Here is a 22,348-nt window from a genome sequence, read left to right on the forward strand (position 1 = left end):
CGCGGTCCAGAGCGGCATCCTCGCCCTCATCCCGCTCCAGGCGGCCCTCACGGCCGTCTCGGGGGCCCCGCTGCCGGCGGCCGTCGTGGCCGGCGCCGGCCCCCTCGCCGCCCGGCTCGTGAAGGCGGTGCCCGCGACATGACCACCAGCCTGCCCCTGCGCTTCGCCTACGGCACCAACGGCTTCGCCCGGCACTCCCTCGAGGAGGCGCTGCGCGTCATCGCCGACATCGGCTACGAGGGCGTCTCCCTCACCCTCGCCCGCCACCACTTCGACCCCTACGCACCCCAGGCGCCCGCCCGTGCCGCCCGTCTGGCACGCCTCCTGGACCGGCTGGGCCTCGCCGTGGTCGTCGAGACAGGCGACCCCCATCTGCTGGACCCCGCCCGGCCGCACCGGCCCGGCCTGCTCTGCGACCGCGGGCGCGACGCACGCGCCGACCTGATCAGCCGTGCCGTCCGCGTCGCCGACGTGCTCGGCGCGGACACCGTGCACGTCACCAGCGGCTGCGCCCCGGAAGGGATGCCGGAGGACGCCGCGATGGACCGGCTCGCCACCGCACTGCGGCCACTCCTCGCCACCGCGGAGGCACACAGGACCACCCTTGCTCTGGAGCCGGAACCGGAGATGTTCCTCAACGGCGTCGACCGGTTCCTGGCGCTGCGCGCCCGCCTCGACGACCACCCGCTGCTGCGCCTGACCCTCGACATCGGGCACGCCCACTGCTCGGAGCCCCGCCCGCTGCTGGACTGCGTCGGCCTGGCCCTGCCGCACCTGGCGCACGTCCAGATCGAGGACATGGTCCGGGGCGTCCACCGCCATCTTCCGTTCGGCACCGGTGAGATCGACTTCCCGCCGGTGCTGCAGGCCCTGGCCGACGGCGGCCATCGCGGCCTGGTCTCCGTGGAGATCCAGGACGGCTCCGCCGACGCCGCCCGCACCGCGGCCCGCTCCCTGACCTTCCTGCGGGAGGCCGCACGAGTGAGGGAGTCAGCATGATCGCCGGACTCTGCGCGGCCCTGGAGGAGCGTCTCACCCCGGCCGCCGCCACCTGGTTGGAAGGCGCCCTGCGCGCCACGTCCGCCGACCCCGCCGCCGTCCACGACCTGTTCCCCGTCGTCGCCCGGCAGTGCGGGCGGGGACCGCTGGACGCGGTGCCGGGCGACGACGGGGAGCGGGTGACCGCAGACTGGAGCGTCGCCGACGCCGCCCGGGTGCTGGTGCTGACCGTACTGCCCTCCAGCCCACCGCCGTTGGCCGACCGGCTCACCCGGCTCTACCGGGAGGGAGGTACCTGGGAACGGCTCGCCGTACTGCGCGGCCTCGCCGTCCTCGACGACCTCGACACCACCTTCGCCGACTCCGCCACCGACCTGCTCAACGAGGCGCTGCGCTCGCAGGACCCTCGCCTGCTCGCCGCTGCCGTCGGCCCCTACGCGGCCCGCCACCTGGACGCCGCCGCCTACCGGCACGCCATCCTCAAGTGTGTCTTCACGGGGGTGCCCGCGCTGCCGGCGGCGCACCGCGCCGACGCCGAACTCGCCCGCATGCTCGCCGACCACGCCCATGAACGGGTCGCCGCCGGACGGGATGTCTCCGACGACGTCTGGCCGGTCCTCGCCCGATTCCCTGATGTCGTCGCCGCCTCCGGCCTCGCCGGCGAGGCCGATCACCCCGACGCGGTCCGCCGTACCGCCGCGCGCCGTGCCCTCGACCGACTGGCGAGCGTTCGCGCCATCACCCACTGAAGGCAGAGCCTCAGCAGCCACACCCGGCCCTCCAGGGCCGCCCGACAACTTACGGAGCCCCATGCGCATCTTCGACCCGCACGTGCACATGTCATCCCGCACCACCGACGACTACGCGCGGATGCGCGACGCGGGCGTGAGGGCCCTGGTGGAGCCCGCCTTCTGGCTCGGCCAGCCGCGCACCTCCGTCGGCAGTTTCACCGACTACTTCGACAGTCTGCTCGGCTTCGAGCCGTTCCGCGCCGCCCAGTTCGGCATCAGCCACTACTGCGCCCTCGCCCTCAACCCGAAGGAGGCCAACGACCCGCGCTGTACCGGTGTCCTGGACGAACTGCCCCGCTACCTCGTACGCGACGGTGTCGTCGCCGTCGGCGAGATCGGCTACGACTCGCTGACGCCGGCAGAGGACACCGCATTCGCCGCCCAGCTGGACCTCGCCGTCCGCCACGACCTGCCCGTACTCGTACACACCCCGCACCGGGACAAGGCCGTCGGCACCCGGCGCACCCTGGACGTGATCCGTGAGTCCGGCATCGCCCCGCACCGCGTTCTCATCGACCACCTCAACGAGGTCACGGTCGGCCTCGTCGCCGACTCGGGCTGCTGGATGGGCTTTTCCGTCTACCCCGACACCAAAATGAGCGAGACGCGCACCGTCGAGATCCTGCGCCGCCACGGCACCGACCGGATGCTGGTCAACTCGGCGGCGGACTGGGGCCACAGCGATCCGCTGACCACCCGCGCCACCGGTGAGGCCATGCTCGCCGCCGGGATGAGCGGCGACCTGGTCCACCAGGTGCTGTGGAGCAACCCGGTCGCGTTCTACGGCCAGAGCGGGCGCCTGGAGCCGGCGGGCCTGTGCGAGGAAGAGACCGCCCCGGCCACCTTCGCCGGGAACTCGCTGCTGCGCGGGGAGCGGTGAGGCGTGCGCTTCCGGCACCGGGACGGTTCCGTCGTCCACCTCGCCTACTGCACCAACGTCCACGCCGCGGAGACCCTGGACGGCGTCACCGACCAGCTCGACCGGTACGCCGCCCGGGTCCGTGACCGCCTGGACGTTCCCGTCCTCGGCGTCGGCCTGTGGCTGGCCCGTGACGCCGCACGCGAACTCGCCTCCCGCCCCGACCTGACCGCCCGCCTCCGTGACCACCTACGCCGCCGCGGGCTGGAAACCGTCACCCTCAACGCCTTCCCCTACCGGGGCTTCCACCGCCCGGTCGTCAAGCACGCCGTCTACACGCCCGACTGGAGCGACCCGCGCCGCCTGGCCTACACCGTCGACTGCGCCCGCGTCCTGGCCGGCCTGCTGCCCCACGACATCACCGAGGGCAGCATCTCCACCCTTCCGCTGGGCTGGCGCACCGACTGGACCCCGCAGCGCCACGCGACCGCCCGCGCCCATCTCGTCCGGCTCGCCGCGGAATTGTCCGACCTGCGCCGGAACACCGGCCGCACGGTCCGCGTCGGCCTGGAACCCGAGCCCGGCTGCGCCGTGGAGACCACCGCACAGGCGGCCCGGCTGCTCGCCGGGCTGCCTGGGGAACTCGGCGTCTGCCTCGACACCTGCCATCTGGCCGTCCAGTTCGAGGAGCCCGCCGCAGCGCTCGCGCGCCTCCACGGCGCGTCCCTCGATGTCGTCAAGGCACAGATCTCCCGCGCCCTGCACGTCGCCGACCCCGCGGCCCCCGGCCGTGCCGAGCACCTGGCCGGCTACGCGGAACCCCGCTTCCTGCACCAGACCCGGATGTGCGCCGCCGACGGCACCGTCCACAGCACGGACGACCTCACCGACGCCCTGCAGGGGCCGCTGCCCCGCACCGGACCGTGGCGCGTGCACTTCCACACACCGCTGCACGCCGACCCGGAACCCCCGCTCCAGGCGACCGGTGACGTGCTCGAATCGGCTCTCCAGGTCCTGCTGGGCGGCCCCCGCGCACACGTACGCCACCTGGAGACCGAGACCTACACCTGGGCGGTGCTGCCCGCCGCGGCCCGCCCCCGCGACCGCGACGACCTTGTCGCCGGGATCGCCGCGGAACTCGACTGGACCCGTAACGCCCTGCTGCGCATCGGACTCGCAGAGGACTCCGCCCCCGCCCGACCCGGACCCGCGGACGGCCCCGGCGCCGCCCGCACGGAGGTGACCGTTCCATGAGCCGTCTCGTCGTACTCGACGTCGTCGGAGTGACCCCCCGCCTGCTGCGCCACATGCCGGCCTTGCGAGCCGTGGCCGACCACGGCACCGCGGCCGCCCTCGACCCGGTCCTGCCCGCGGTCACCTGCACGGCGCAGTCCACCTTCCTCACCGGCGAACCCCCCTCGGGGCACGGCGCGGTGGGCAACGGCTGGTACTTCCGCGACCTCGGCGAAGTTCTTCTGTGGCGCCAGCACAACGGCCTGGTGCAGGGCGAGAAGCTGTGGGAGGCCGCCCGGCGCGCCCGCCCCGGCCTCACCGTCGCCAACATCTGCTGGTGGTACGCGATGGGCGCGGACGTCGACTGGACCGTCACCCCCAGGCCCGTGTACTACTCCGACGGCAGCAAGGACCCCGACTGCTACACCTGGCCGCCGTCCCTGCACGACGACCTCACCGCACGCTTCGGCCCGTTCCCGCTGTTCACGTTCTGGGGCCCGAACGCCGGCCTCACCTCGACCCAGTGGATACTCGCCGCCGCCCGCCACGTCTTCGACACCCACCGCCCTGACCTGAGCCTGGTCTACGTACCGCACCTCGACTACGACCTCCAGCGCTACGGCCCCGATTCACCGCAGGCCCGCCGGGAGGCCCGTCGGCTGGACGACGCGCTTGCCCCCTTCCTGCGGCATCTGCGGGAGGAGGGCGCCACCGTCGTCGCGCTGAGCGAGTACGGCATCACCCCGGTGCGGTCGCCGGTCGACGTCAACCGCGCACTGCGCAAGGAGGGCCTGCTCCAGGTGCACACCCAGGCCGGGATGGAGTATCTCGACCCGCGTACCTCCGCCGCCTTCGCGGTCGCCGACCACCAGATCGCTCATGTGTACGTCGCCGATCCCGACGACCTGCCCCGGGCGCGGAAGGTGCTGGAGGACCTGGACGGCGTGGCGGAGGTACTCGACGGGCCCGGCAAACAACGCCACGGCCTCGACCACGAACGCGCCGGCGACCTCGTCGTCGTGGCCGAGCCTGACGCATGGTGCACCTACTACTACTGGCTGGACGACGAGCGGGCCCCCGACTTCGCCCGGCAGGTCGACATCCACGCCAAGCCCGGCTACGACCCCGCGGAACTGCTCTACGACCCGGACGTCCCCGGCGTACGGCTGCGCGCCCTCGGCTCCGTGGCCCGCAAGAAGGCCGGTCTGCGCTATCGGATACGCACCGTGCCCCTGGACCCGTCCGGGGTCCGCGGCAGCCACGGCCGCCCGGTGGACGATCCGGAGGACGGACCGGTGTTCCTGTGTGACACGCCGGTCACCGGGGCCGCGACCGTCGCCGCCACCGAGGTCAAGGGCCTGCTCCTGGAGCTCCTCACACGCGAGCCCGCGCCCCGGACGGTCCCGGTGGGCGCCACCGTCTGACCGGCGCACGCGAAGGCCCGGAACCCCCAGGGCGGGGTTCCGGGCCTGCGCCTCGCCGGGGCTCGCGCACGGTTGTGATGTCCGGGGCGTCGACGACGGGCACCGCGACATGGCCGGGCCACTGCCAGGCGCGGCTGGCAGCACTTTGACGACAGGCCTAAGGCAAGTCGAACGGCAGGGCCATACCGTCCAGGGCGCGTGCGCAGTCGCAGGTGCGCTCCCGCGGCAGTGCGTCCACCGCTGAGAGGACCAAGGCGCGCAGCCGCTCGATGTGTCGCGCGAACACCGCGTACACGTCCTCCTGCGTGACGCTCTCATCGGCGTCGATGCCCGCGTCGAGATCGGTCACCAGGGCAACTGGTGTGTAGCACAGGGCCAGTTCGCGGGCGAGCGCCGCCTCCGGCATGCCGGTCATGTTCACCAGAGACCAGCCGGCGGAGGCGAACCAGCGCGACTCCGCCCTGCTGGAGAAACGCGGCCCCTCCACGACCACCATCGTGCCACCGTCGACCACCGGCTGCTCGGTGTCCGCCGCGGCCTTGAGGACAGCCGTGCGGCCGTCGGCGCAGTACGGATCGGCGAACGACACGTGTGACGCGCCACCTTCGTCGTAGAAGGTGCAGGTACGCCCCGACGTACGGTCCACCACCTGGTCGGGGACGACCACGGAGCCGGGGCCGAGTTCGCGGCGCAGCGAGCCCACCGCGCACGGGGCGAGCACGCGCCGCACCCCGGCGGAGCGCAGAGCCCACAGGTTGGCGCGGTAGTTGATGCGGTGCGGTGCCAGTGAGTGGCCGGGGCCGTGACGGGGCAGGAAGGCCACCCGGCGGCCGCTGACGGTGCCGACGGTCAGCACATCCGACGGCTCGCCGAAGGGGGTCTCGACACGGAACTGCGCGGCATCGGTGAAGAGTTCGTACAGGCCGGTGCCGCCGATGACGCCGATTTCCGCGGGCTCGGACAGCAGGGAGGACGTAGTCATGACGGGAACACCTCACGAACAGCGGGGGAGGACGGGGTGGTGGCCGGCCGGTGCGGCCGTACGGGGCGGAGCGAGGGGACCGTGGGGTGAGCGCCGACGGACGCCCCACGGGCGTCGTCGTCGCGACGCACGCCGAGCACCTGCCACCCGGCCCGCGCGGCGGCGTCCAGTTCGGCGGCGGTGTCACTGAGGAACAGAGTGCGACCCGGGCGTACGCCGAGCCGTTCCGCGATCGTGCGGTAGGACACGGGGGCGCTCTTGGAGCCCGCGGTGTCCAGGTCGAACCTGGCCTCGAACAGACCGGAGAGATCTCCGTACGCCGTGTGCCGGAACCAGTCGAGCTGGGCGGCGGACGAGCCGGAGGAGTACGTCGCGAGCCGCAGTCCCGCCGCCCGCCACTCCCGCAGCACGCCAGGCACCTCCGGGTACACGTGCCCGTGCAGCCGCCCGGCCGCGTACTCCTGTGCCCAGATCCAGCCCTGCACCGTCTTGAGCGGCGCGGCCTTCACATCGGCGTCCGACCAGGAGACGAGTGCCGCGATCACGCCGTCCGTGTCCAGGCCGGGCCGGTGCAGCCGCGCACGGACCTCGTCGGCGAGAGCGCGGACCCGCGGCTCGTGCCCGTACCGCGTGAAGAAGCGGGGCAACTCCCGCCGGGCGCAGGGAAAGAGCACGTCCCGTACGTGGGAGAGGGAACCGGTGGTGCCCTCGATGTCGAGTACGACAGCCTCCACGCCGTGCCCGGTCACGGTGTACCCCCGGCGAGTTCGTCCAGGCGCGGGAAGCGGTCCGCGATCGGTTCGCCGGTGAAGTCCCCGACCCAGCCGTCCTCCTCCTGGAAGAAGCGGATGGCGGCGAAGTCGGGCCGCTCGCCCATGTCGAACCAGTGCCGGGTGCCTGCGGGCACCGACAGCAGGTCGCCCGCCTCGCACACCACGGCGACGACCTCGTCGCCAAGATGGAGGGTGAACATGCCGCGGCCGTGCGCGAAGAAGCGGATCTCGTCCTCACCGTGCCGGTGCTCCTCCAGGAACGTGCGCCGCGCCTGTTGCGCGCGCCGCCGCCAGGCGTCGGTGGCCTCCGGGTGCAGACGGGCGATGTCGACCAGCTTCATGCCGCTGGCCGCGCACAACCGGTCGACGCGGTCACGGTGGAGCTCCAGCAGGGACGCGTCGTCCAGTGCGGGAACGTCGGCGCCGGGCACCGGCCAGCGCTCCAGTGTGACGCCACGAGCAGCGAGTTCACGGATCACGCGGTCGTCGTCATCGGTGCGCAGCAGCACCCGCTGCGGGGCGTCGTCGGGCATGATCTGCAGCAGGGTCATCAGCCATGTCCTTCCGGGGTCGGGGTCGGGGTCGGAGTGGGGGAGGGGACCGGCGCTCGCGCGGTGGCGCGGACGGCGGTGGCCGCCTCGCCGGTGAGCAGCAGGACCTCGCACAGCGATTCGACGCACTCCAGCCGATTGCGGGCCTCCGCCAGGTCCTTGCCCCAGACGGTCACGCCGTGACCGGCGATCAGCAGGGCGGGCGGTGCGTCCGGGACCGCGGCGAGACGGGCGGCGACCTCGTCGGCGATGCGCGCCACGTCCGGCCAGTTGGTGAAGACGGGCACTGCGACGCCAGGGCCGGTGACCGGGCCCAGCCCCTTGGTGAGTTCGAGGTCGTCGAACACCACCAGAGACGTGCTGCCGGGGGCGCCCGCCCGGCCGGCCAGCCGGGCCAGGGCGGTGCAGTGCGGCGGGTGGGCGTGGACGACGGCGCGGGCTCCGGTGACGCGGTAGACGGCAGCGTGGATCGCGGTCTCCGCGGACGGCTTGCGGCCCGAGCGGGCCCGCACCGGCCGCGCGGTGTCCGCGTCGACCAGCACCATGTCCTCAGCGCCGAGTGCGCCCTTGTCCAGGCCGCTCCCGGTGATCAGCGCGTGGGACGCGGAGCCGGGGACCCGCAGGGAGAGGTTGCCGGACGTGCCGGGCATCCAGCCGCGCCCGTACAGCTCTCGTGCCGACCGGGCGAGTGCGAGCCCCGGGGCGCACTCCGTACGGCCTGCGGCAGGCGTGGGGGACGCGGGTCCCGCCGCGCGGCCCCGGGACGGCGTCCCGTCCGGCTCCGCCGTACGTCCCGGGCGCAGTACCCGCGACTCGGAGACGATCGCGGTGATCAGCTCACCGGGCGTCACGTCGAACGCCGGGTTGAACACCTCGGCGCCCGCCGGCGCCACCCGCTCCCCGGCGACCATGGTGACCTCCTCGGCCGCCCGCTCCTCGACGACGACGCCGGAGCCGTCGGCCAGCGTCGGGTCCCAGGACGACTCGGGCGCCACGACCACGAACGGCACCCCGTGCCGGGCCGCGGAGACCGCCAGACCGTACGTGCCGATCTTGTTCGCGGTGTCGCCGTTCGTGGCGATCCGGTCGGCTCCCACCAGCACGCAGTCGACCATCGAACGGGACATCGCCGCAGCCGCCGCCGAGTCCGGGCAGAGGCGGTAGGGGACACCGGCCTGCCCCAGCTCCCACGCCGTCAGGCGCGCCCCCTGCAACAGCGGCCGGGTCTCGTCCACCAGCACCTCCGCGACCCGGCCCCGCGCGGCCAGCTCCAGCACGGTGCCGAGCGCCGTTCCGCCGGCCGCGGTCGCCAGCCGCCCGGTGTTGCAGTGAGTCAGCAGGACCAACGGCCCCTCCGGAGCCAGGAGTTCCACCAGGTCCGCAGCGGACGTCGCGGCCCTCCGGTTGGCGGTCACGTCCTGCTCGATGAGCTTGAGCGCTGTCTCCAGCACCGCATCGGCGCCCGCGGCCAAGGGGGCCAGGACCCTCTCCACCGCCCAGGCCAGATTGACGGCGGTGGGCCGCGCGGCAGCGATACGTGCGGCGTCCGCGCGGACGGCGTCCACGTCGAGCGACCCGTCCGTACGGGTGTGCCGTCGGGCGGAGAGGGCCACGCCGAGCGCCCCCGCCAGACCGATGGCCGGGGCGCCGCGCACCGCCAGGTCTCGGATAGCGTCGATCACCTCATCCACCGTGCGCAGCAGCAGGGGACGCGTCTCGCGCGGAAGGGCGCGCTGGTCGACGACGACGATCCCGTCGTCGTGCCAGGCCAGGGAGGTGGGGACGCCCGCGCGTACGGCGGGCGGGGGACCGGTGGGGGCGGATCGGGCCGGCATGTTCCTCCTCGATGGGAGTGTTCGGATGCGATGGACGGGGCTCGCATCGTCACTCGCTTCACGGCCGCGCAGACCACCCGAACAGGCAGCTGAAGCCGGGCCGGCGCCGGGGAACCCACGGCGTGGCTGCGCCCGGAAACCGGCGTGCGTGAAAGCGCGCCCGCTGCCTTGTGGCGTTATGGCGTTATGGCGTTATGGCGTTATGGCGTTATGGAGCTGCGCCGGCATGGCAGCCACGCGGACGGCAGTTGCGACGTCCCGCACGGAGCGCGGTCGCAGACAGTCAGGGCGCGGCATGCTATCGACGTGTTCATGACTAAGGGGTGGCAAGCGGGCTACGCTGCGTCGTACGTCTCTCCTCTGGAGGTCATGGATGCGCCGTGTCACCGTCCGGAAGCTGTCGTATCTGGCCGTCGCCGCCGCCGTGTTGTCGCTGGGCGCGACCGCACCGCCCTCCGCCGGAGCACCGCCGGGGCAGCCCCAGGGGAGGGCGGCGGGCAAGGCGCCGGTCGCTGTCGGGTACGGCGGCGCCGTGTCGAGTGTCGACGCGGACGCGTCGGCCGCCGGTATCGAGGTGCTCCGCGAGGGCGGTAACGCGGTGGACGCCGCGGTCGCCACGGCCGCCGCGCTGGGGGTGACCGAGCCGTACTCGGCGGGCATCGGCGGTGGCGGCTACTTCGTCTACTACGACGCCAGGACCCACCGGGTGCGGACCATCGACGGCCGCGAGACCGCGCCGCGCTCCGCCGACTCCTCGCTCTTCCTGGAGAACGGCAAGCCGCTGCCCTTCGCGGACGCCGTGACCAGCGGTCTCAGCGTGGGGACCCCGGGCACCGCCGCCACCTGGGACTCCGCGCTCTCCTCGTGGGGCCGCAAGTCGCTGGGGGCCGTACTGAAACCGGCCGAGCGCATCGCCAGGGACGGCTTCACCGTCGACCAGACCTTCCGCGGCCAGACACAGGACAACCAGGCGCGGTTCGCGGACTTCCCCGCGACGGCGAAGCTCTTCCTGCCCGGCGGCGAGCCGCCCGCGGTGGGCACCACACTGAAGAACCCCGACCTGGCCCGCACCTACGAGGAGCTGGGCCGCAAGGGCGTCGGCGAGCTCTACCGCGGGAGCCTCGGGCGGGACATCGTACGGACCGTCCGGAAGCCGGATCTGGCCCCCGGCTCGACCCGCGACGCCCGCCCCGGCGACCTGACCGCGAAGGACCTGCGGGCGTACGAGCCGTTGCACCGCGCCCCTACCGAGACCTCGTACCGCGGCCTCGACGTGTACGGCATGGCGCCGTCGTCATCGGGTGGCACGACGGTCGGCGAGGCGCTCAACATCCTGGAGCGGACGGACCTTTCGAAGGCGTCCGACGTGCAGTATCTGCACCACTACATCGAGGCGAGCCGGATCGCCTTCGCCGACCGGGGCCGCTGGGTCGGCGACCCGGCCTACGAGTCCGTACCCACCCGGCAACTGCTCTCCCAGCGCTTCGCGGACTCCCGCGCCTGCCTCATCAAGGACGACGCGGTGCTGAAGAGCCCGCTGGCGCCGGGCGACCCGCGCCACCCGGCGCGGTGCGGGAGCGGCGGTGCCGCGGCCCCCACCACGTACGAGGGGGAGAACACCACGCATCTGACGGTGGCCGACAAGTGGGGCAACGTCGTCGCGTACACGCTGACCATCGAGCAGACCGGCGGCAGCGCCATGACCGTGCCGGGCCGCGGGTTCCTGCTCAACAACGAGCTGACGGACTTCTCCTTCGCCCCGGCGAACCCGGCGGTCCACGACCCCAATCTGCCGGGGCCCGGGAAGCGGCCCCGCTCGTCGATCTCGCCGACGATCGTCCTGCGCCACGGGAAGCCGGTGCTCGCCGTCGGATCGCCGGGCGGCGCGACCATCATCACCACCGTGCTCCAGACCCTCATCGGCCATCTCGACCGAGGGCTGCCGCTGGTGGACGCGATCGCCGCGCCGCGGGCGAGCCAGCGTGACGCCGCCACGACGGAGCTCGAACCGGCCCTGTACAACAGTCCGTTGCGGGGCCGGCTGGAGGCGCTCGGGCACAAGTTCACCCTCAACCCGGAGATCGGCGCGGCGACCGGGGTGCAGCGGCTGCCGGACGGACGCTGGCTGGCCGCGGCCGAACCGGTGCGCCGCGGCGGCGGCTCCGCGATGGTGGTCCGTCCGGACGGGCGCCCCTGAGGGGGAGCCCTCCGGGGCCGCGGTTCAGAGCGCCGTGAGGATTCGCGGACCCGCGTCGGTGATGGCGACGGTGTGCTCGGCGTGGGCGGCACGGCTGCCGTCCACGGTGCGCAGCGTCCAGCCGTCGGGGGCCGCGTAGTACCCGTCACCGCCGCCCGCGATCACCATCGGCTCGATCGCCAGCACCATGCCGTGGCGCAGCGGCATGCCGCGCCCCGGCCGGCCTTCGTTGGGTACGCCGGGGTCCTCGTGCATGGCGCGGCCGATACCGTGGCCGCCGAACCCGTCGGGGATGCCGTAGCCGGCGGTGCGGCAGACCCGTCCGACCGCGTGGGCGATGTCGCCGATGCGGTTGCCGACCACGGCCGCTGCGATGCCCGCGGCCAGGGCGCGTTCGGCGGTCTCGATGAGGCGCAGGTCGTCGGGGCGCGGGCGCCCGACGGTGAAGCTGATGGCGGAGTCCCCGGCCCAGCCGTTCAGGGTCGCGCCGAAGTCCGCGCTGACCAGATCGCCGTCGCGGAGGCGGTATCCGTCGGGGACGCCGTGCACGATCGCGTCGTTGACGGAGACGCAGAGGACGGCGGGGAACGGTACGGGGGCGAAGTCCGGGTGGTATCCGAGGAAGGGGGATCCGGCCCCGGCTTCGCGGAGGATCGCGTGTGCGGCCGCGTCGAGTGCCCGCAGTGTGACTCCGACGCGGGCCGCGGATCTCACCGCTGCCAGGGCTTGGGCGACGACGCGGCCCGCTTCGCGCATCGCGTCTACCGACAGGTCTGTCTTGAGTTCAACCATGCCAATTACTATACCGGTCCCGGCGGTATTAGAATGACGGCATGGTCCGTACCCCCCTCACCCCAGAAGAGCGCGCACGCGGCGAACGTTTCGGCCGTCTGCTCCGCGAGGCGCGCGGCGCGCGCACCATGACCGAGGTCGCCGCGGCGGCGGGTGTCTCCGCGGAGACCCTGCGGAAGATCGAGACGGGGCGGGCCCCGACCCCGGCCTTCTTCACGGTCGCCGCGCTGGCGGCGGCGCTCGGCCTCTCCATGGACGAGATCGCCGAACGCTGTACACCGGTCGTCGTGTGACGCCGTGCCGGAGGGCGCGGTGCGGGACCGCGAAATACCTGGACGGGCCGGGCGCCGGGCGCGCAATCTGATCACGGCGGGGCGGCGAAGTGATCATGACGAGGCGAAACGTGATCGACTCTGCCGGTTAACGGCGATGGTCTTGCCCCTGTGTGTGACGGGGCTTACGTTCTCCTCCTACGCATGCCATCTACGTGCGTAGAGCTTCGTGGCGCCCTGTTGAAGGAGCTGCTCATGTCCCACGTCGTACGCGCCGCACTGGTCCAGGCCACCTGGACCGGCGACACCGAATCCATGATCGCCAAGCATGAGGAACATGCCCGTGAGGCCGCCCGCCAGGGCGCGCGGATCATCGGATTCCAGGAAGTCTTCAACGCCCCGTACTTCTGCCAGGTGCAGGAGGCCGAGCACTACCGCTGGGCGGAGGCCGTGCCCGAAGGGCCGACCGTCACCCGGATGCGGGAACTCGCCCGCGAGACCGGCATGGTGATCGTGGTTCCGGTCTTCGAGCAGGAGCAGTCGGGCTTCTACTTCAACACGGCGGCCGTCATCGACGCCGACGGCTCGTACCTCGGCAAGTACCGCAAGCACCACATCCCGCAGGTCAAAGGCTTCTGGGAGAAGTACTACTTCAAGCCGGGCAACGCGGGCTGGCCGGTCTTCGACACCGCCGTGGGCAAGGTCGGCGTGTACATCTGCTACGACCGCCACTTCCCGGAGGGCTGGCGCCAACTCGGCCTGAACGGTGCGCAGATCGTCTACAACCCCTCCGCCACCTCGCGCGGTCTGTCCGCCTACCTCTGGCAGCTGGAGCAGCCGGCGGCCGCCGTCGCCAACGAGTACTTCATCGCCGCCATCAACCGGGTCGGCCAGGAGGAGTACGGCGACAACGACTTCTACGGCACCAGCTACTTCGTCGACCCGCGCGGTCAGTTCGTCGGGGACGTCGCCGACGACAAGAGCGAGGAGCTCCTCGTCCGCGATCTCGACCTGGACCTCATCGACGAGGTCCGGCAGCAGTGGGCGTTCTACCGGGACCGCAGGCCCGACGCGTACGAGGGGCTGGTGCAGCCGTGACAGACCTCTACAACAGGCACCGGGCCGTCCTCCCCGACTGGCTCGCCACCTACTACCGGCAGCCGATCGAGATCACCCACGGCGAGGGCCGGCACGTCTGGGACGCGGACGGCAACCGCTACCTCGACTTCTTCGGCGGCATCCTCACCACCATGACAGCCCACGCGCTGCCCGAGGTGACCAAGGCGGTCAGCGAGCAGGCCGGGCGCATCGTGCACTCCTCGACGCTCTACCTCAACCGGCCGATGGTGGAGCTGGCCGAGCGGATCGCGACGCTCTCCGGGATCCCGGACGCCCGCGTCTTCTTCACCACATCGGGCACCGAGGCCAACGACACCGCCCTGCTCCTCGCCACCGCGTACCGCGGGTCCAGCCAGATCCTCGCGATGCGCAACAGCTACCACGGCCGCTCCTTCTCGGCCGTCGGCATCACCGGCAACCGCGGCTGGTCGCCGACAGGGCTCTCGCCGCTCCAGACGCTCTACGTCCACGGCGGCGTCCGCAGCCGGGGCCCGTTCGCGCATCTCAGCGACGCCGCGTTCATCGAGGCGTGCGTCGCCGACCTGGAGGACCTCCTCGGCCACACCCGTGAACCCGCGGCCCTGATCGCCGAGCCGATCCAGGGCGTCGGCGGCTTCACCGCGCCGCCCGACGGGCTCTACGCCGCGTTCCGCGAGGTGCTCGACCGGCACGGCATCCTCTGGATCGCCGACGAGGTGCAGACCGGCTGGGGGCGCACCGGCGACCACTTCTGGGGCTGGCAGGCGCACGCCGAGAACGGCCCGCCCGACCTCCTCACCTTCGCCAAGGGCATCGGCAACGGCATGTCCATCGGCGGTGTCGTCGCCCGCGCCGACATCATGAACTGCCTGGACGCCAACTCCATCTCGACCTTCGGCGGCTCCCCGGTCACCATGGCCGCCGGCCTCGCCAACCTCACCTACCTCCTGGAACACGACCTCCAGGGCAACGCCCGCCGGATCGGGGGACTCCTCCTTGAGCGGCTGCGAGCCGTCGGCGCGCAGTCCCCGCTCGTACGCGAAGTACGCGGCCGCGGCCTGATGATCGGCGTCGAGCTGGTGAAGCCCGGCACCGACGAGGCGAACCCGGACGCGGCGTCGGCCGTTCTGGAAGCGGCCCGGGAGGGCGGGCTGCTGATCGGCAAGGGGGGCGGGCACGACACCAGCGTGCTGCGCATCGCACCACCGCTCTCGCTCAATGTCGCAGAGGCCGAGGCGGGCGCGGCCATCCTCGAACAGGCCCTGCGCGCAGGGTAGGCGGCAGATCACGCAGCAGGCACCGCGGTACGAGAGAGGGAGCACAGCGCCATGAGTACCCGCACCTTGATCCGCGGCGGTCTCGTCATCACCGCCGCCGATGAGACCCACGCCGACGTCCTCATCGAGGACGGCCGGATCGTCGCGCTCGCCGCGCACGGCTCGGCCGTCGCGGAGGGCTGGACCGCCGGCCGTACGATCGACGCCACCGGGAAGTACGTGGTGCCCGGCGGGGTCGACGCCCATACGCACATGGAGATGCCCTTCGGCGGCACCTTCGCGTCCGACACCTTCGAGACCGGGACCCGGGCGGCGGCCTGGGGCGGTACGACGACCATCATCGACTTCGCCATCCAGTCCAAGGGCGGATCGCTCGGTGAGGGGCTCGACACCTGGCACGGCAAAGCGGACGGGAAGTGCGCGATCGACTACGCCTTCCACATGATCATGTCCGATGTGAACGAGTCGTCGCTCAAGGAGATGGACCGGCTCGTCGCGGGCGGTGTCAGCTCGTTCAAGCTCTTCACGGCGTACCCGGGAGTGTTTCTCTCCGACGACGGGCAGATCCTGCGGGCCATGCAGCGTGCCGCGTCCAACGGCGGCCTGGTGATGACCCACGCCGAGAACGGGCTCGCGATCGACGTACTGGTCGAGCAGGCGCTGGCGCGCGGTGAGAGGGACCCGCGCTACCACGGCGAAGTCCGCAACGCGCTGCTGGAGGCCGAGGCGACGCACCGGGTGATCAAGCTGAGCCAGGTGGCGGGCGCCCCGCTGTACGTGGTGCACGTGTCGGCGCAGCAGGCCGTCGCCGAACTGGCGCGGGCCAGGGACGAGGGCCTTCCCGTGTACGGCGAGACCTGCCCGCAGTACCTCTTCCTCTCGACGGACAATCTGGCGGAGCCGGGCTTCGAGGGCGCCAAGTACGTCTGCTCCACGCCGCTGCGCCCTGCGGAGCACCAGGAGGCGCTCTGGCGCGGACTGCGCTCGAACGATCTGCAGGTGGTCTCCACCGACCACTGCCCGTTCTGCTTCAAGGGCCAGAAGGACCTGGGGAAGGGCGACTTCTCCAAGATCCCGAACGGGATGCCGGGGGTGGAGAACCGGATGGACCTGCTGCACCAGGCGGTTGTCGACGGGCACATCAGCCGCCGCCGCTGGATCGAGATCGCCTGCGCGGCCCCGGCGCGGATGTTCGGCCTGTACCCGCAGAAGGGGACGATCAGCCCGGGCGCCGACGCCGACGTCGTGGTCTACGACCCAGCGGCCGAGCAGGTCATGTCGGCGGGGACGCACCACATGAACGTCGACTACTCGGCGTACGAGGGCAAGCGTGTGACAGGCCGGGTGGAGACGGTGCTGTCCCGGGGTGTGCCGGTGATCGACAACCGTGACTACGTCGGCCACGCGGGGCACGGAGCCTATGTGCCGCGCGGGCTCGGTGAGTACGCGCACTGAGCGCACGGCTCCGGTGGGTCCGGGCGGGCGTGGGGACAGCCGGCGCGTGATGCCCGGGCGCGGGGGACAGCCCGGCGCGTGATGCCCGGGCGCCGGCTCACCGGGTGTCACCCCGGACGGGGCTCTTCCAGGCCGCTTCACGCAGCAGCCGCAGACCGTTGAGGCCGACGATCACGGTGGAGCCCTCGTGCCCGGCGACGCCGAGCGGCAGCGGCAGTGTGGCGATCAGGTCCCAGGTCGCCAGGGCGGTGATGAACGCTCCCGCGACGACCAGGTTCTGGATCACCAGGCGCCGGGCGGCACGGGAGAGCAGCAGAACGGCGGGGACGGCGGCGAGTTCGTCGCGTACGACGACGGCGTCCGCGGTCTCCAGGGCGAGGTCGCTGCCCGCCTGGCCCATGGCGATACCGGTGTGTGCGGCGGCCAGCGCCGGGGCGTCGTTGACACCGTCCCCGACGACCAGGACCCGGCGGCCTTCGCGCTCCCACGCCCGGACCGCGGCGACCTTGTCATCGGGCAGCAGCGCGGCGCGGACATCGGTGATGCCGACCTGGCCGGCCAGGTGTTCCGCCGCGTTCACGTTGTCGCCGGTCAGCAGGGCCGGGGCGCGGCCGGTCAGATCGGCCAGGGCTGCGACGGTGGCGGCGGCGTCCGGCCGCAGCCGGTCGGCGACGCCGATGACACCTGCCGGAGCGTCGTCGTGAAGGATCAGCATCACCGTCTGCCCGGCGCCCTCCAGTTCCCGTACGACCTCCCGTACGGGCGCGGCCGGTGCGGGCAGGAGACGGGCGGGGGAGCCGATACGGACACGGTGACCGTCGACGGTCGCGCTCACCCCGCGGCCGGGCGCGGAGATGAAGCCGGCCGCGTCGGGCAGAGGCAGGTGGCGCTCGCGGGCGGCCTCGACCACGGCGCGGGCGAGCGGGTGTTCACTCGGGAGTTCGGCCGCGGCGGCCAGGGTGAGCAGGGCGTCGTCGGTCAGGCCGCTGCCGGGCAGGGCCCGCAGTGCGGTGACGTGCGGCGTGCCTTCGGTGAGGGTGCCGGTCTTGTCGAGCGCCACGGCGTCGACCTGGCCGAGTCGTTCCATGACGACGGCGGACTTGGCGAGGACTCCGTGGCGTCCGGCGTTGGCGATCGCGGACAGCAGCGGCGGCATGGTGGAGAGCACGACGGCGCAGGGTGAGGCGACGATCATGAAGGTCATCGCGCGCAGCAGCGCGGGCCCGAGCCCGGATCCGTACGCGAGGGGCACGGCGAAGACGGCGAGGGTGGCGGCCACCATGCCGACCGAGTAGCGCTGTTCGACCTTCTCGATGAAGAGCTGGGTGGGCGCCTTGGTCCCGGACGCCTCCTGGACCATTTTCACGATGCGGGCGATCACCGATTCCGACGGGTCGCGCTCGACCCGTACGCGCAGGGCGCCGGTGCCGTTCACGGTCCCGGCGAACACCTCGTCGCCGGCCTGTCTGGCCACCGGCAGCGGCTCGCCTGTGATGGTGGCCTGATCTAGGTCGCTCGCCCCGTCCAGGATCCGGCCGTCGGCGCCGACCCGCTCGCCCGGCCGCACCAGGACGCTGTCGCCGACGCGCAGGTCCGCGGCGGCGACCGTCTCCTCGCTGCCGTCGGGCAGGAGCCGGGTCGCGGTGGCGGGCGCGAGATCGAGCAGACCGCGTACGGAGTCCGCGGTGCGGGCGGTCGCCAGCGCCTCCAGTGCGCCGGAGGTCGCGAAGATGACGATCAGCAGCGCGCCGTCCAGGACCTGGCCGATGGCCGCGGCGCCGAGCGCGGCGACCACCATCAGCAGATCCACGTCCAGCGTCCTGTCCCGCAGGGCCTTCAGGCCCGCCCACCCCGGCTCCCAGCCGCCCGTGACACAGGTGGCGGCGAACAGCGGGCCCCAGGCCCACGCCGGTGCGCCGGACAGGTCCAGCGCCAGCCCGCACAGGAACAACACCAGGGACGCGAGCGCCCATCGCGTCTCCGGCAGCGCCAGGACCCGGGTGCGCCGCCGGGGCGGGGCGGGGCGCGGGCCTGCCGTGGCCGGTGGGGTGGGTTGGTCCAGGACAGCAGACATGACGAGACAACCCTTCGCGGGTGGACCGGTGGCAACGCACACACCGTACAGGAATATCTGAAGAGGTATTCATGTGTGGTGCGTACGATGGCCCCATGGGCCATGGAGTCGACACCACCAGCAGCGCCACCACCCGGGAGCGTCTCGACGCGGTGGGGACCGCTGACGTCGCCGCGACGCTCCAGGCGCTCGCCACCCCCTCACGGCTGCACATCCTGGCCCGGCTGCAGGAGGGACCGTGCTCGGTGAGCGCGCTGGCGGCCGCCGTCGGCATGGAGCCGTCGGCCTGCTCCCACCAACTGCGCCTGCTGCGCAACCTGGGGCTGGTCACCGGTGAGCGCCACGGCCGCTCGATCGTCTACGCCCTCTACGACAACCACGTGGCGGAACTCCTCGACCAGGCCCTCTACCACGTGGAGCATCTGCGCCTGGGAGTCCGGGACGTCCCTGCCGATGTCGTGAAGGACGCCGCGCAGCCGGGGCGCTGACGCGGCAGCCGGGTCAGGCCGTGCCGAGCCAGGCCCGGCCCGCCGCCTTCATGGCGGCCTCCAGCTCGCCGCCCCTGGTGGGGAATTCGCGGTCGACCGGGAAGCCGGACTTCTCCAGGACGTAGGCGAGGGCCGCGTAGGCGCGCGGGTGGCGCCGGAAGGCGCTCTCGTCGATGTCCGGGACCTTCGCGAGGAAGTTGAACGAACTCATGTCGTACACGCTCGCCCGGTGGACGATGCGCCAGTCGCCTTCGCGCCGTTCGACGCGGTCCCAGAAACGGTTGTGCGCGGTGCAGGCGAGGTCGAGCGCGACGTTCTCGGCGATGAGCAGCGCGTTGGTCTCGACGAGGGCCCGGTCGCCGTTGAAGGTGATCGACGGGCCGCCGATCACGTGCTTGGACCGCAGATCGGAGCGGCCCATCCGCGCCGAGGCATCCACGAACTCTCCGGCCGGGCCCTCGAACCAGGTGATCTCGATGGTGCCGTCGGGGTGGAAGAGCTCCCGCAGCTGATCCCACTCGCCCAGGTCGCGGTGCAGCCATCCGGTCATCAGCTCGGCGATGGCGGAGCGGTCCTCGACGCGGGTGCTCACGGTCATGGCGTTCTCCTTCTGCTGGGGCCCGGGACCGGACAACAGAGGGTACTGCGGCGGGCCTTCGTGACCGCCGTCTTCCCAAGGCCACGCGGGCGGTCCAGGATTGTCCCCTCGCGACTCGCGTCCGAAGCGCTGTCGCACCGGCTCGCGCACGGTCCGATGTGGAAGGATTCCCGGGCCGCCGCCCCACCTGACGCCGTCCCACCTGACGCCATCTCACCTCACCTCACCTCACCTCGCCGCTCCTCTCCTCTTCCTCCCCGCACCTGACTCCGCACCCGCACCCGCACTAGGAGCCACGCCTTGGACTTCGGACTCGTCCTGCAGACCGATCCGCCCGCTTCTGCCGTCGTCGGACTGATGCGGCGCGCGGAGCGCAACGGCTTCCGCTACGGCTGGACCTTCGACTCGGCCGTCCTCTGGCAGGAGCCGTTCGTCATCTACAGCCGCATCCTGGAACACACCACCGGCCTGATCGTCGGGTCGATGGTCACCAACCCGTCCACCCGGACCTGGGAGGTCACCGCCTCGACCTTCGCCACGCTCAACGAGATGTACGGCAACCGCACGGTCTGCGGTATCGGGCGCGGCGACTCGGCGATGCGTGTCGCGGGACGCAAGCCCAACACGCTGGCCACGCTGGGCGAAGCGATCGGCGTCATCCGCGACCTCGCCGAGGGGCGCGAGGCCGATGTGGACGGGCGGCCGGTGCGGCTGTCCTGGGTCGAGGACGGAAAACTGCCGGTCTGGATGGCCGCGTACGGCCCCAAGGCCCTCGCGCTGGCCGGGCAGCAGGCCGACGGGTTCATCCTCCAGCTCGCCGACCCCTATCTGACCGCCTCGATGGTCGCCGCGGTCCGCACGGCCGCGTCCGACGCGGGCCGGGACCCGGACGCCGTGAAGATCTGCGTGGCCGCGCCCGCGTACGTCGGCGACGACCTGGCCCACGCCCGCGAGCAGTGCCGCTGGTTCGGCGGGATGGTGGGCAACCATGTCGCGGACCTGGTGGCCCGCTACGGGGAGCACTCCGCGCAGGTCCCCGACGCGCTCACCTCGTACATCGAGCAGCGTGAGGGGTACGACTACAGCCACCACGGCCGCGCGGGAAACCCGGACGCCGCTTTCGTGCCCGACGAGATCGTGGACCGCTTCTGTCTGCTCGGTCCGGCCGACGCGCACATCGAGAAGCTGCGGGAGCTACGGGCGCTGGGCGTGGACCAGTTCGCGGTGTACGCGATGCACGACGCGCGCGAGGCCGTCATCGATGCGTACGGCGAGCGGATCATCCCGGCTCTGGGCTGATCAGCGCGCCGCACGCCGGTCACGGCACCCGCGCCGTCCACTCCGGGGTGGAGAACTTGGCCGCGGCCAACTCCCGTGCCTGGGCCATCTCTTCTTCCGTCACGCCGCCGTCGGCGAGGCCGTAGCGGGCGCGGAAGGACCCGATCATCCGCTCGATGACCTCTTCGCGCTGCAGCCCCGTCTGCCGGGCCAGCGGGTCGACACGCTTCTTGGCGCTCCCGATCCCCTTGTCCGACAGCTTCTCGCGGCCGATGCGCAGCACGTCGGTCATCTTGTCGGCGTCGATGTCGTACGCCATGGTCACGTGGTGCAGCACCCCGCCGCCCGCGATGCGCTTCTGCGCCGCGCCCGCGATCTTGCCCGCTTCGGTGGCGATGTCGTTGAGCGGCTGGTACCACGCCTTGATCCCCATGTCCGCCAGCGCGCCGAGCACCCAGTCGTCCAGGTACGCGTAGCTGTCGGCGTACGAGAGGCCGGACACCAGGGACTCCGGGACGGAGAGGGAGTAGGTGATGGTGCTCCGTGGCTCCACGAACATGGCTCCGCCGCCGGAGATCCGGCGGACGACCGTCACCCCGTGGCGTTCGGCGCCCTCCGGGTCGACCTCGTTGCGCAGGGACTGGAAGCTGCCGATGATCACGGCGGGGGCGGCCCACTCCCAGACCCGCAGCGTCGGCGGGCGCCGGCCCGCCGCGACCTCGGCGGTGATGACCTCGTCCAGCGCCATGTGCAGGGCGGGGGACTGCGGGCGGTCGTGGATCAGCTGCCAGTGGTGGGCGCTCCACTCGGTGGCCCGGGTGAGGGCCCGGCGTACGGCGACGGCGACGCCCTCGGGGGAGAGGCCGAGCAGCACGGCGGCCGGGGGCAGTGCGGCGGTGATGCGGGCGGCGAGGGTGGCCGCGTCGGCGTGGGCGGGGGCGCCTTCCAGGGCGGCGTCGATGTCCAGGATCGCCTCGTCGGGTTCCAGGAAGAAGTCACCGGCCACCCGGACGTTGCGCAGGGCGCCGCCCTCGACATCCAGATCGACGACGACGAGCTTGCCGCCGGGGATCTTGTACTCACCGTGCACAGCCATGCCTCCAGATCCGACGGAGCCCCGGCCGACCGGCTCGATCCGCTCGATCCGCGCGCAGGCTCCGGGCAGCAACAACGCCGGACCGCGCGGGAGCATTCCGCAGCCGGTCCGGTACGCCTGCCGGTCCGGTACGCCTGCCGGGCCGTCCGGGCCGGGACATCTACCCGGGCGGGCCGCCCGGTGCGCCGGAGTGTCCGCCGGCGCCGTCCGGTGAGCGGGGCGTGGGCGCCTCGTCGGGCGGTGGCGCGGTGCTGTCGTACGGCGGGGGCGGGACCT

General features: G+C 72.5%; 20 protein-coding genes. 12 read left to right on the forward strand and 8 right to left on the reverse strand.

What is annotated here, in order from left to right:
- Positions 1 to 138: 138 nt before the first annotated feature.
- The 5 genes from G3I19_RS20340 (at position 139) to G3I19_RS20360 (ending at position 5,306) form a co-directional block, all read left to right on the forward strand.
- Entirely contained in the window at positions 139 to 999 is an 861-nt protein-coding gene (locus tag G3I19_RS20340; RefSeq protein ID WP_164265090.1) for a sugar phosphate isomerase/epimerase family protein, read from the forward strand.
- On the forward strand, positions 996 to 1,748 hold the full coding sequence (locus G3I19_RS20345) for an EboA domain-containing protein (RefSeq protein WP_203599805.1): 753 nt from the start codon (positions 996 to 998) through the stop codon (positions 1,746 to 1,748). The genes G3I19_RS20340 and G3I19_RS20345 overlap by 4 nt, the downstream gene beginning before the upstream one ends.
- Positions 1,749 to 1,809: 61 nt before the next feature.
- Positions 1,810 to 2,670, forward strand: a complete 861-nt coding sequence (locus G3I19_RS20350; RefSeq protein WP_164265091.1) for a TatD family hydrolase — start codon at positions 1,810 to 1,812, stop codon at positions 2,668 to 2,670.
- A 3-nt stretch (positions 2,671 to 2,673) separates the two neighbouring features.
- Positions 2,674 to 3,903 carry a metabolite traffic protein EboE gene (gene eboE / locus G3I19_RS20355; RefSeq protein WP_164265092.1) on the forward strand — a complete coding sequence of 410 codons (1,230 nt, stop codon included), beginning with the start codon at positions 2,674 to 2,676 and terminating at the stop codon, positions 3,901 to 3,903.
- Positions 3,900 to 5,306 (forward strand): nucleotide pyrophosphatase/phosphodiesterase family protein, encoded by a 1,407-nt coding sequence (locus tag G3I19_RS20360; protein WP_164265093.1) that lies wholly within the window; start codon positions 3,900 to 3,902, stop codon positions 5,304 to 5,306. Before eboE ends, G3I19_RS20360 begins: the two co-directional genes overlap by 4 nt.
- A 157-nt stretch (positions 5,307 to 5,463) precedes the next feature.
- Here the strand turns inward: G3I19_RS20360 and G3I19_RS20365 are convergent, their stop codons facing one another.
- The 4 genes from G3I19_RS20365 to mtnA are packed head-to-tail and all read right to left on the reverse strand — an operon-like array spanning position 5,464 to position 9,447.
- On the reverse strand, positions 5,464 to 6,288 hold the full coding sequence (locus G3I19_RS20365; protein ID WP_164265094.1) for an S-methyl-5'-thioadenosine phosphorylase: 825 nt from the start codon (positions 6,286 to 6,288) through the stop codon (positions 5,464 to 5,466).
- Positions 6,285 to 7,037: an acireductone synthase gene (gene mtnC / locus G3I19_RS20370; RefSeq protein WP_164265095.1), complete on the reverse strand. Its 753-nt coding sequence runs from the start codon at positions 7,035 to 7,037 to the stop codon at positions 6,285 to 6,287. The genes G3I19_RS20365 and mtnC overlap by 4 nt, the downstream gene beginning before the upstream one ends.
- Positions 7,034 to 7,612, reverse strand: a complete 579-nt coding sequence (locus tag G3I19_RS20375; RefSeq protein WP_164265096.1) for a cupin — start codon at positions 7,610 to 7,612, stop codon at positions 7,034 to 7,036. Before G3I19_RS20375 ends, mtnC begins: the two co-directional genes overlap by 4 nt.
- Entirely contained in the window at positions 7,612 to 9,447 is a 1,836-nt protein-coding gene (gene mtnA, locus G3I19_RS38300; protein WP_164265097.1) for an S-methyl-5-thioribose-1-phosphate isomerase, read from the reverse strand. The genes G3I19_RS20375 and mtnA overlap by 1 nt, the downstream gene beginning before the upstream one ends.
- A gap of 373 nt (positions 9,448 to 9,820) precedes the next feature.
- Between mtnA and ggt the strand changes: the two genes are divergently transcribed.
- The gene (ggt, locus tag G3I19_RS20385; RefSeq protein ID WP_164265098.1) at positions 9,821 to 11,644 is read left to right on the forward strand and encodes a gamma-glutamyltransferase; all 1,824 of its coding nucleotides are present in this window, start codon (positions 9,821 to 9,823) and stop codon (positions 11,642 to 11,644) included.
- A 24-nt stretch (positions 11,645 to 11,668) separates the two neighbouring features.
- Here the strand turns inward: ggt and map are convergent, their stop codons facing one another.
- Positions 11,669 to 12,436, reverse strand: a complete 768-nt coding sequence (gene map, locus G3I19_RS20390) for a type I methionyl aminopeptidase (protein ID WP_164265099.1) — start codon at positions 12,434 to 12,436, stop codon at positions 11,669 to 11,671.
- Between the two features lie 41 nt (positions 12,437 to 12,477).
- Here map and G3I19_RS20395 point away from each other — a divergent pair, with 41 nt between their 5' ends.
- The 4 genes from G3I19_RS20395 to hydA all read left to right on the forward strand — a co-directional run bounded on the left by G3I19_RS20395 (position 12,478) and on the right by hydA (position 16,538).
- Positions 12,478 to 12,729, forward strand: coding sequence for a helix-turn-helix transcriptional regulator (locus G3I19_RS20395; protein ID WP_164265100.1), 252 nt, complete (start codon positions 12,478 to 12,480; stop codon positions 12,727 to 12,729).
- Positions 12,730 to 12,963: 234 nt separating this feature from the next.
- Positions 12,964 to 13,806, forward strand: coding sequence for a nitrilase-related carbon-nitrogen hydrolase (locus G3I19_RS20400; RefSeq protein ID WP_164265101.1), 843 nt, complete (start codon positions 12,964 to 12,966; stop codon positions 13,804 to 13,806).
- Complete coding sequence (locus G3I19_RS20405; protein ID WP_164265102.1) at positions 13,803 to 15,083, forward strand: aspartate aminotransferase family protein; 1,281 nt, start codon at positions 13,803 to 13,805, stop codon at positions 15,081 to 15,083. Before G3I19_RS20400 ends, G3I19_RS20405 begins: the two co-directional genes overlap by 4 nt.
- A 51-nt stretch (positions 15,084 to 15,134) precedes the next feature.
- Positions 15,135 to 16,538, forward strand: coding sequence for a dihydropyrimidinase (hydA, locus tag G3I19_RS20410; RefSeq protein ID WP_164265103.1), 1,404 nt, complete (start codon positions 15,135 to 15,137; stop codon positions 16,536 to 16,538).
- Positions 16,539 to 16,635: 97 nt separating this feature from the next.
- Here hydA and G3I19_RS20415 read toward each other — a convergent pair whose 3' ends face one another.
- The gene (locus tag G3I19_RS20415) at positions 16,636 to 18,612 is read right to left on the reverse strand and encodes a heavy metal translocating P-type ATPase (RefSeq protein WP_164265104.1); all 1,977 of its coding nucleotides are present in this window, start codon (positions 18,610 to 18,612) and stop codon (positions 16,636 to 16,638) included.
- 95 nt (positions 18,613 to 18,707) lie between these two features.
- On the opposite strand from G3I19_RS20415, the gene G3I19_RS20420 reads away from it, so the two are divergent.
- Entirely contained in the window at positions 18,708 to 19,100 is a 393-nt protein-coding gene (locus tag G3I19_RS20420) for a metalloregulator ArsR/SmtB family transcription factor (protein ID WP_164265105.1), read from the forward strand.
- A gap of 13 nt (positions 19,101 to 19,113) precedes the next feature.
- Here G3I19_RS20420 and G3I19_RS20425 read toward each other — a convergent pair whose 3' ends face one another.
- Positions 19,114 to 19,698 carry a nuclear transport factor 2 family protein gene (locus G3I19_RS20425; RefSeq protein WP_203599806.1) on the reverse strand — a complete coding sequence of 195 codons (585 nt, stop codon included), beginning with the start codon at positions 19,696 to 19,698 and terminating at the stop codon, positions 19,114 to 19,116.
- Positions 19,699 to 19,998: 300 nt separating this feature from the next.
- Between G3I19_RS20425 and G3I19_RS20430 the strand changes: the two genes are divergently transcribed.
- Entirely contained in the window at positions 19,999 to 20,997 is a 999-nt protein-coding gene (locus G3I19_RS20430) for a TIGR03842 family LLM class F420-dependent oxidoreductase (RefSeq protein ID WP_164265106.1), read from the forward strand.
- A gap of 19 nt (positions 20,998 to 21,016) precedes the next feature.
- On the opposite strand, the gene G3I19_RS20435 is transcribed toward G3I19_RS20430, so the two are convergent.
- Positions 21,017 to 22,066: a biotin/lipoate A/B protein ligase family protein gene (locus G3I19_RS20435; protein WP_164265108.1), complete on the reverse strand. Its 1,050-nt coding sequence runs from the start codon at positions 22,064 to 22,066 to the stop codon at positions 21,017 to 21,019.
- Positions 22,067 to 22,348 lie beyond the last annotated feature (282 nt).

Source organism: Streptomyces sp. SID10853 (assembly GCF_010548145.1).
Classification (GTDB): domain Bacteria; phylum Actinomycetota; class Actinomycetes; order Streptomycetales; family Streptomycetaceae; genus Streptomyces.

Excerpts from the sequence above, each read along its gene's own strand:
- ggt (WP_164265098.1), top strand. The coding sequence starts at position 9,821 with ATGCGCCGTGTCACCGTCCGGAAGCTGTCGTATCTGGCCGTCGCCGCC.
- G3I19_RS20425 (WP_203599806.1), bottom strand. The coding sequence starts at position 19,698 with ATGACCGTGAGCACCCGCGTCGAGGACCGCTCCGCCATCGCCGAGCTG.
- G3I19_RS20375 (WP_164265096.1), bottom strand. The coding sequence starts at position 7,612 with ATGACCCTGCTGCAGATCATGCCCGACGACGCCCCGCAGCGGGTGCTG.
- G3I19_RS20360 (WP_164265093.1), top strand. The coding sequence starts at position 3,900 with ATGAGCCGTCTCGTCGTACTCGACGTCGTCGGAGTGACCCCCCGCCTG.
- G3I19_RS20400 (WP_164265101.1), top strand. The coding sequence starts at position 12,964 with ATGTCCCACGTCGTACGCGCCGCACTGGTCCAGGCCACCTGGACCGGC.
- G3I19_RS20350 (WP_164265091.1), top strand. The coding sequence starts at position 1,810 with ATGCGCATCTTCGACCCGCACGTGCACATGTCATCCCGCACCACCGAC.
- G3I19_RS20340 (WP_164265090.1), top strand. The coding sequence starts at position 139 with ATGACCACCAGCCTGCCCCTGCGCTTCGCCTACGGCACCAACGGCTTC.
- G3I19_RS20345 (WP_203599805.1), top strand. The coding sequence starts at position 996 with ATGATCGCCGGACTCTGCGCGGCCCTGGAGGAGCGTCTCACCCCGGCC.
- G3I19_RS20420 (WP_164265105.1), top strand. The coding sequence starts at position 18,708 with ATGGGCCATGGAGTCGACACCACCAGCAGCGCCACCACCCGGGAGCGT.
- G3I19_RS20395 (WP_164265100.1), top strand. The coding sequence starts at position 12,478 with ATGGTCCGTACCCCCCTCACCCCAGAAGAGCGCGCACGCGGCGAACGT.
- G3I19_RS20415 (WP_164265104.1), bottom strand. The coding sequence starts at position 18,612 with ATGTCTGCTGTCCTGGACCAACCCACCCCACCGGCCACGGCAGGCCCG.
- G3I19_RS20365 (WP_164265094.1), bottom strand. The coding sequence starts at position 6,288 with ATGACTACGTCCTCCCTGCTGTCCGAGCCCGCGGAAATCGGCGTCATC.
- mtnA (WP_164265097.1), bottom strand. The coding sequence starts at position 9,447 with ATGCCGGCCCGATCCGCCCCCACCGGTCCCCCGCCCGCCGTACGCGCG.
- map (WP_164265099.1), bottom strand. The coding sequence starts at position 12,436 with ATGGTTGAACTCAAGACAGACCTGTCGGTAGACGCGATGCGCGAAGCG.
- hydA (WP_164265103.1), top strand. The coding sequence starts at position 15,135 with ATGAGTACCCGCACCTTGATCCGCGGCGGTCTCGTCATCACCGCCGCC.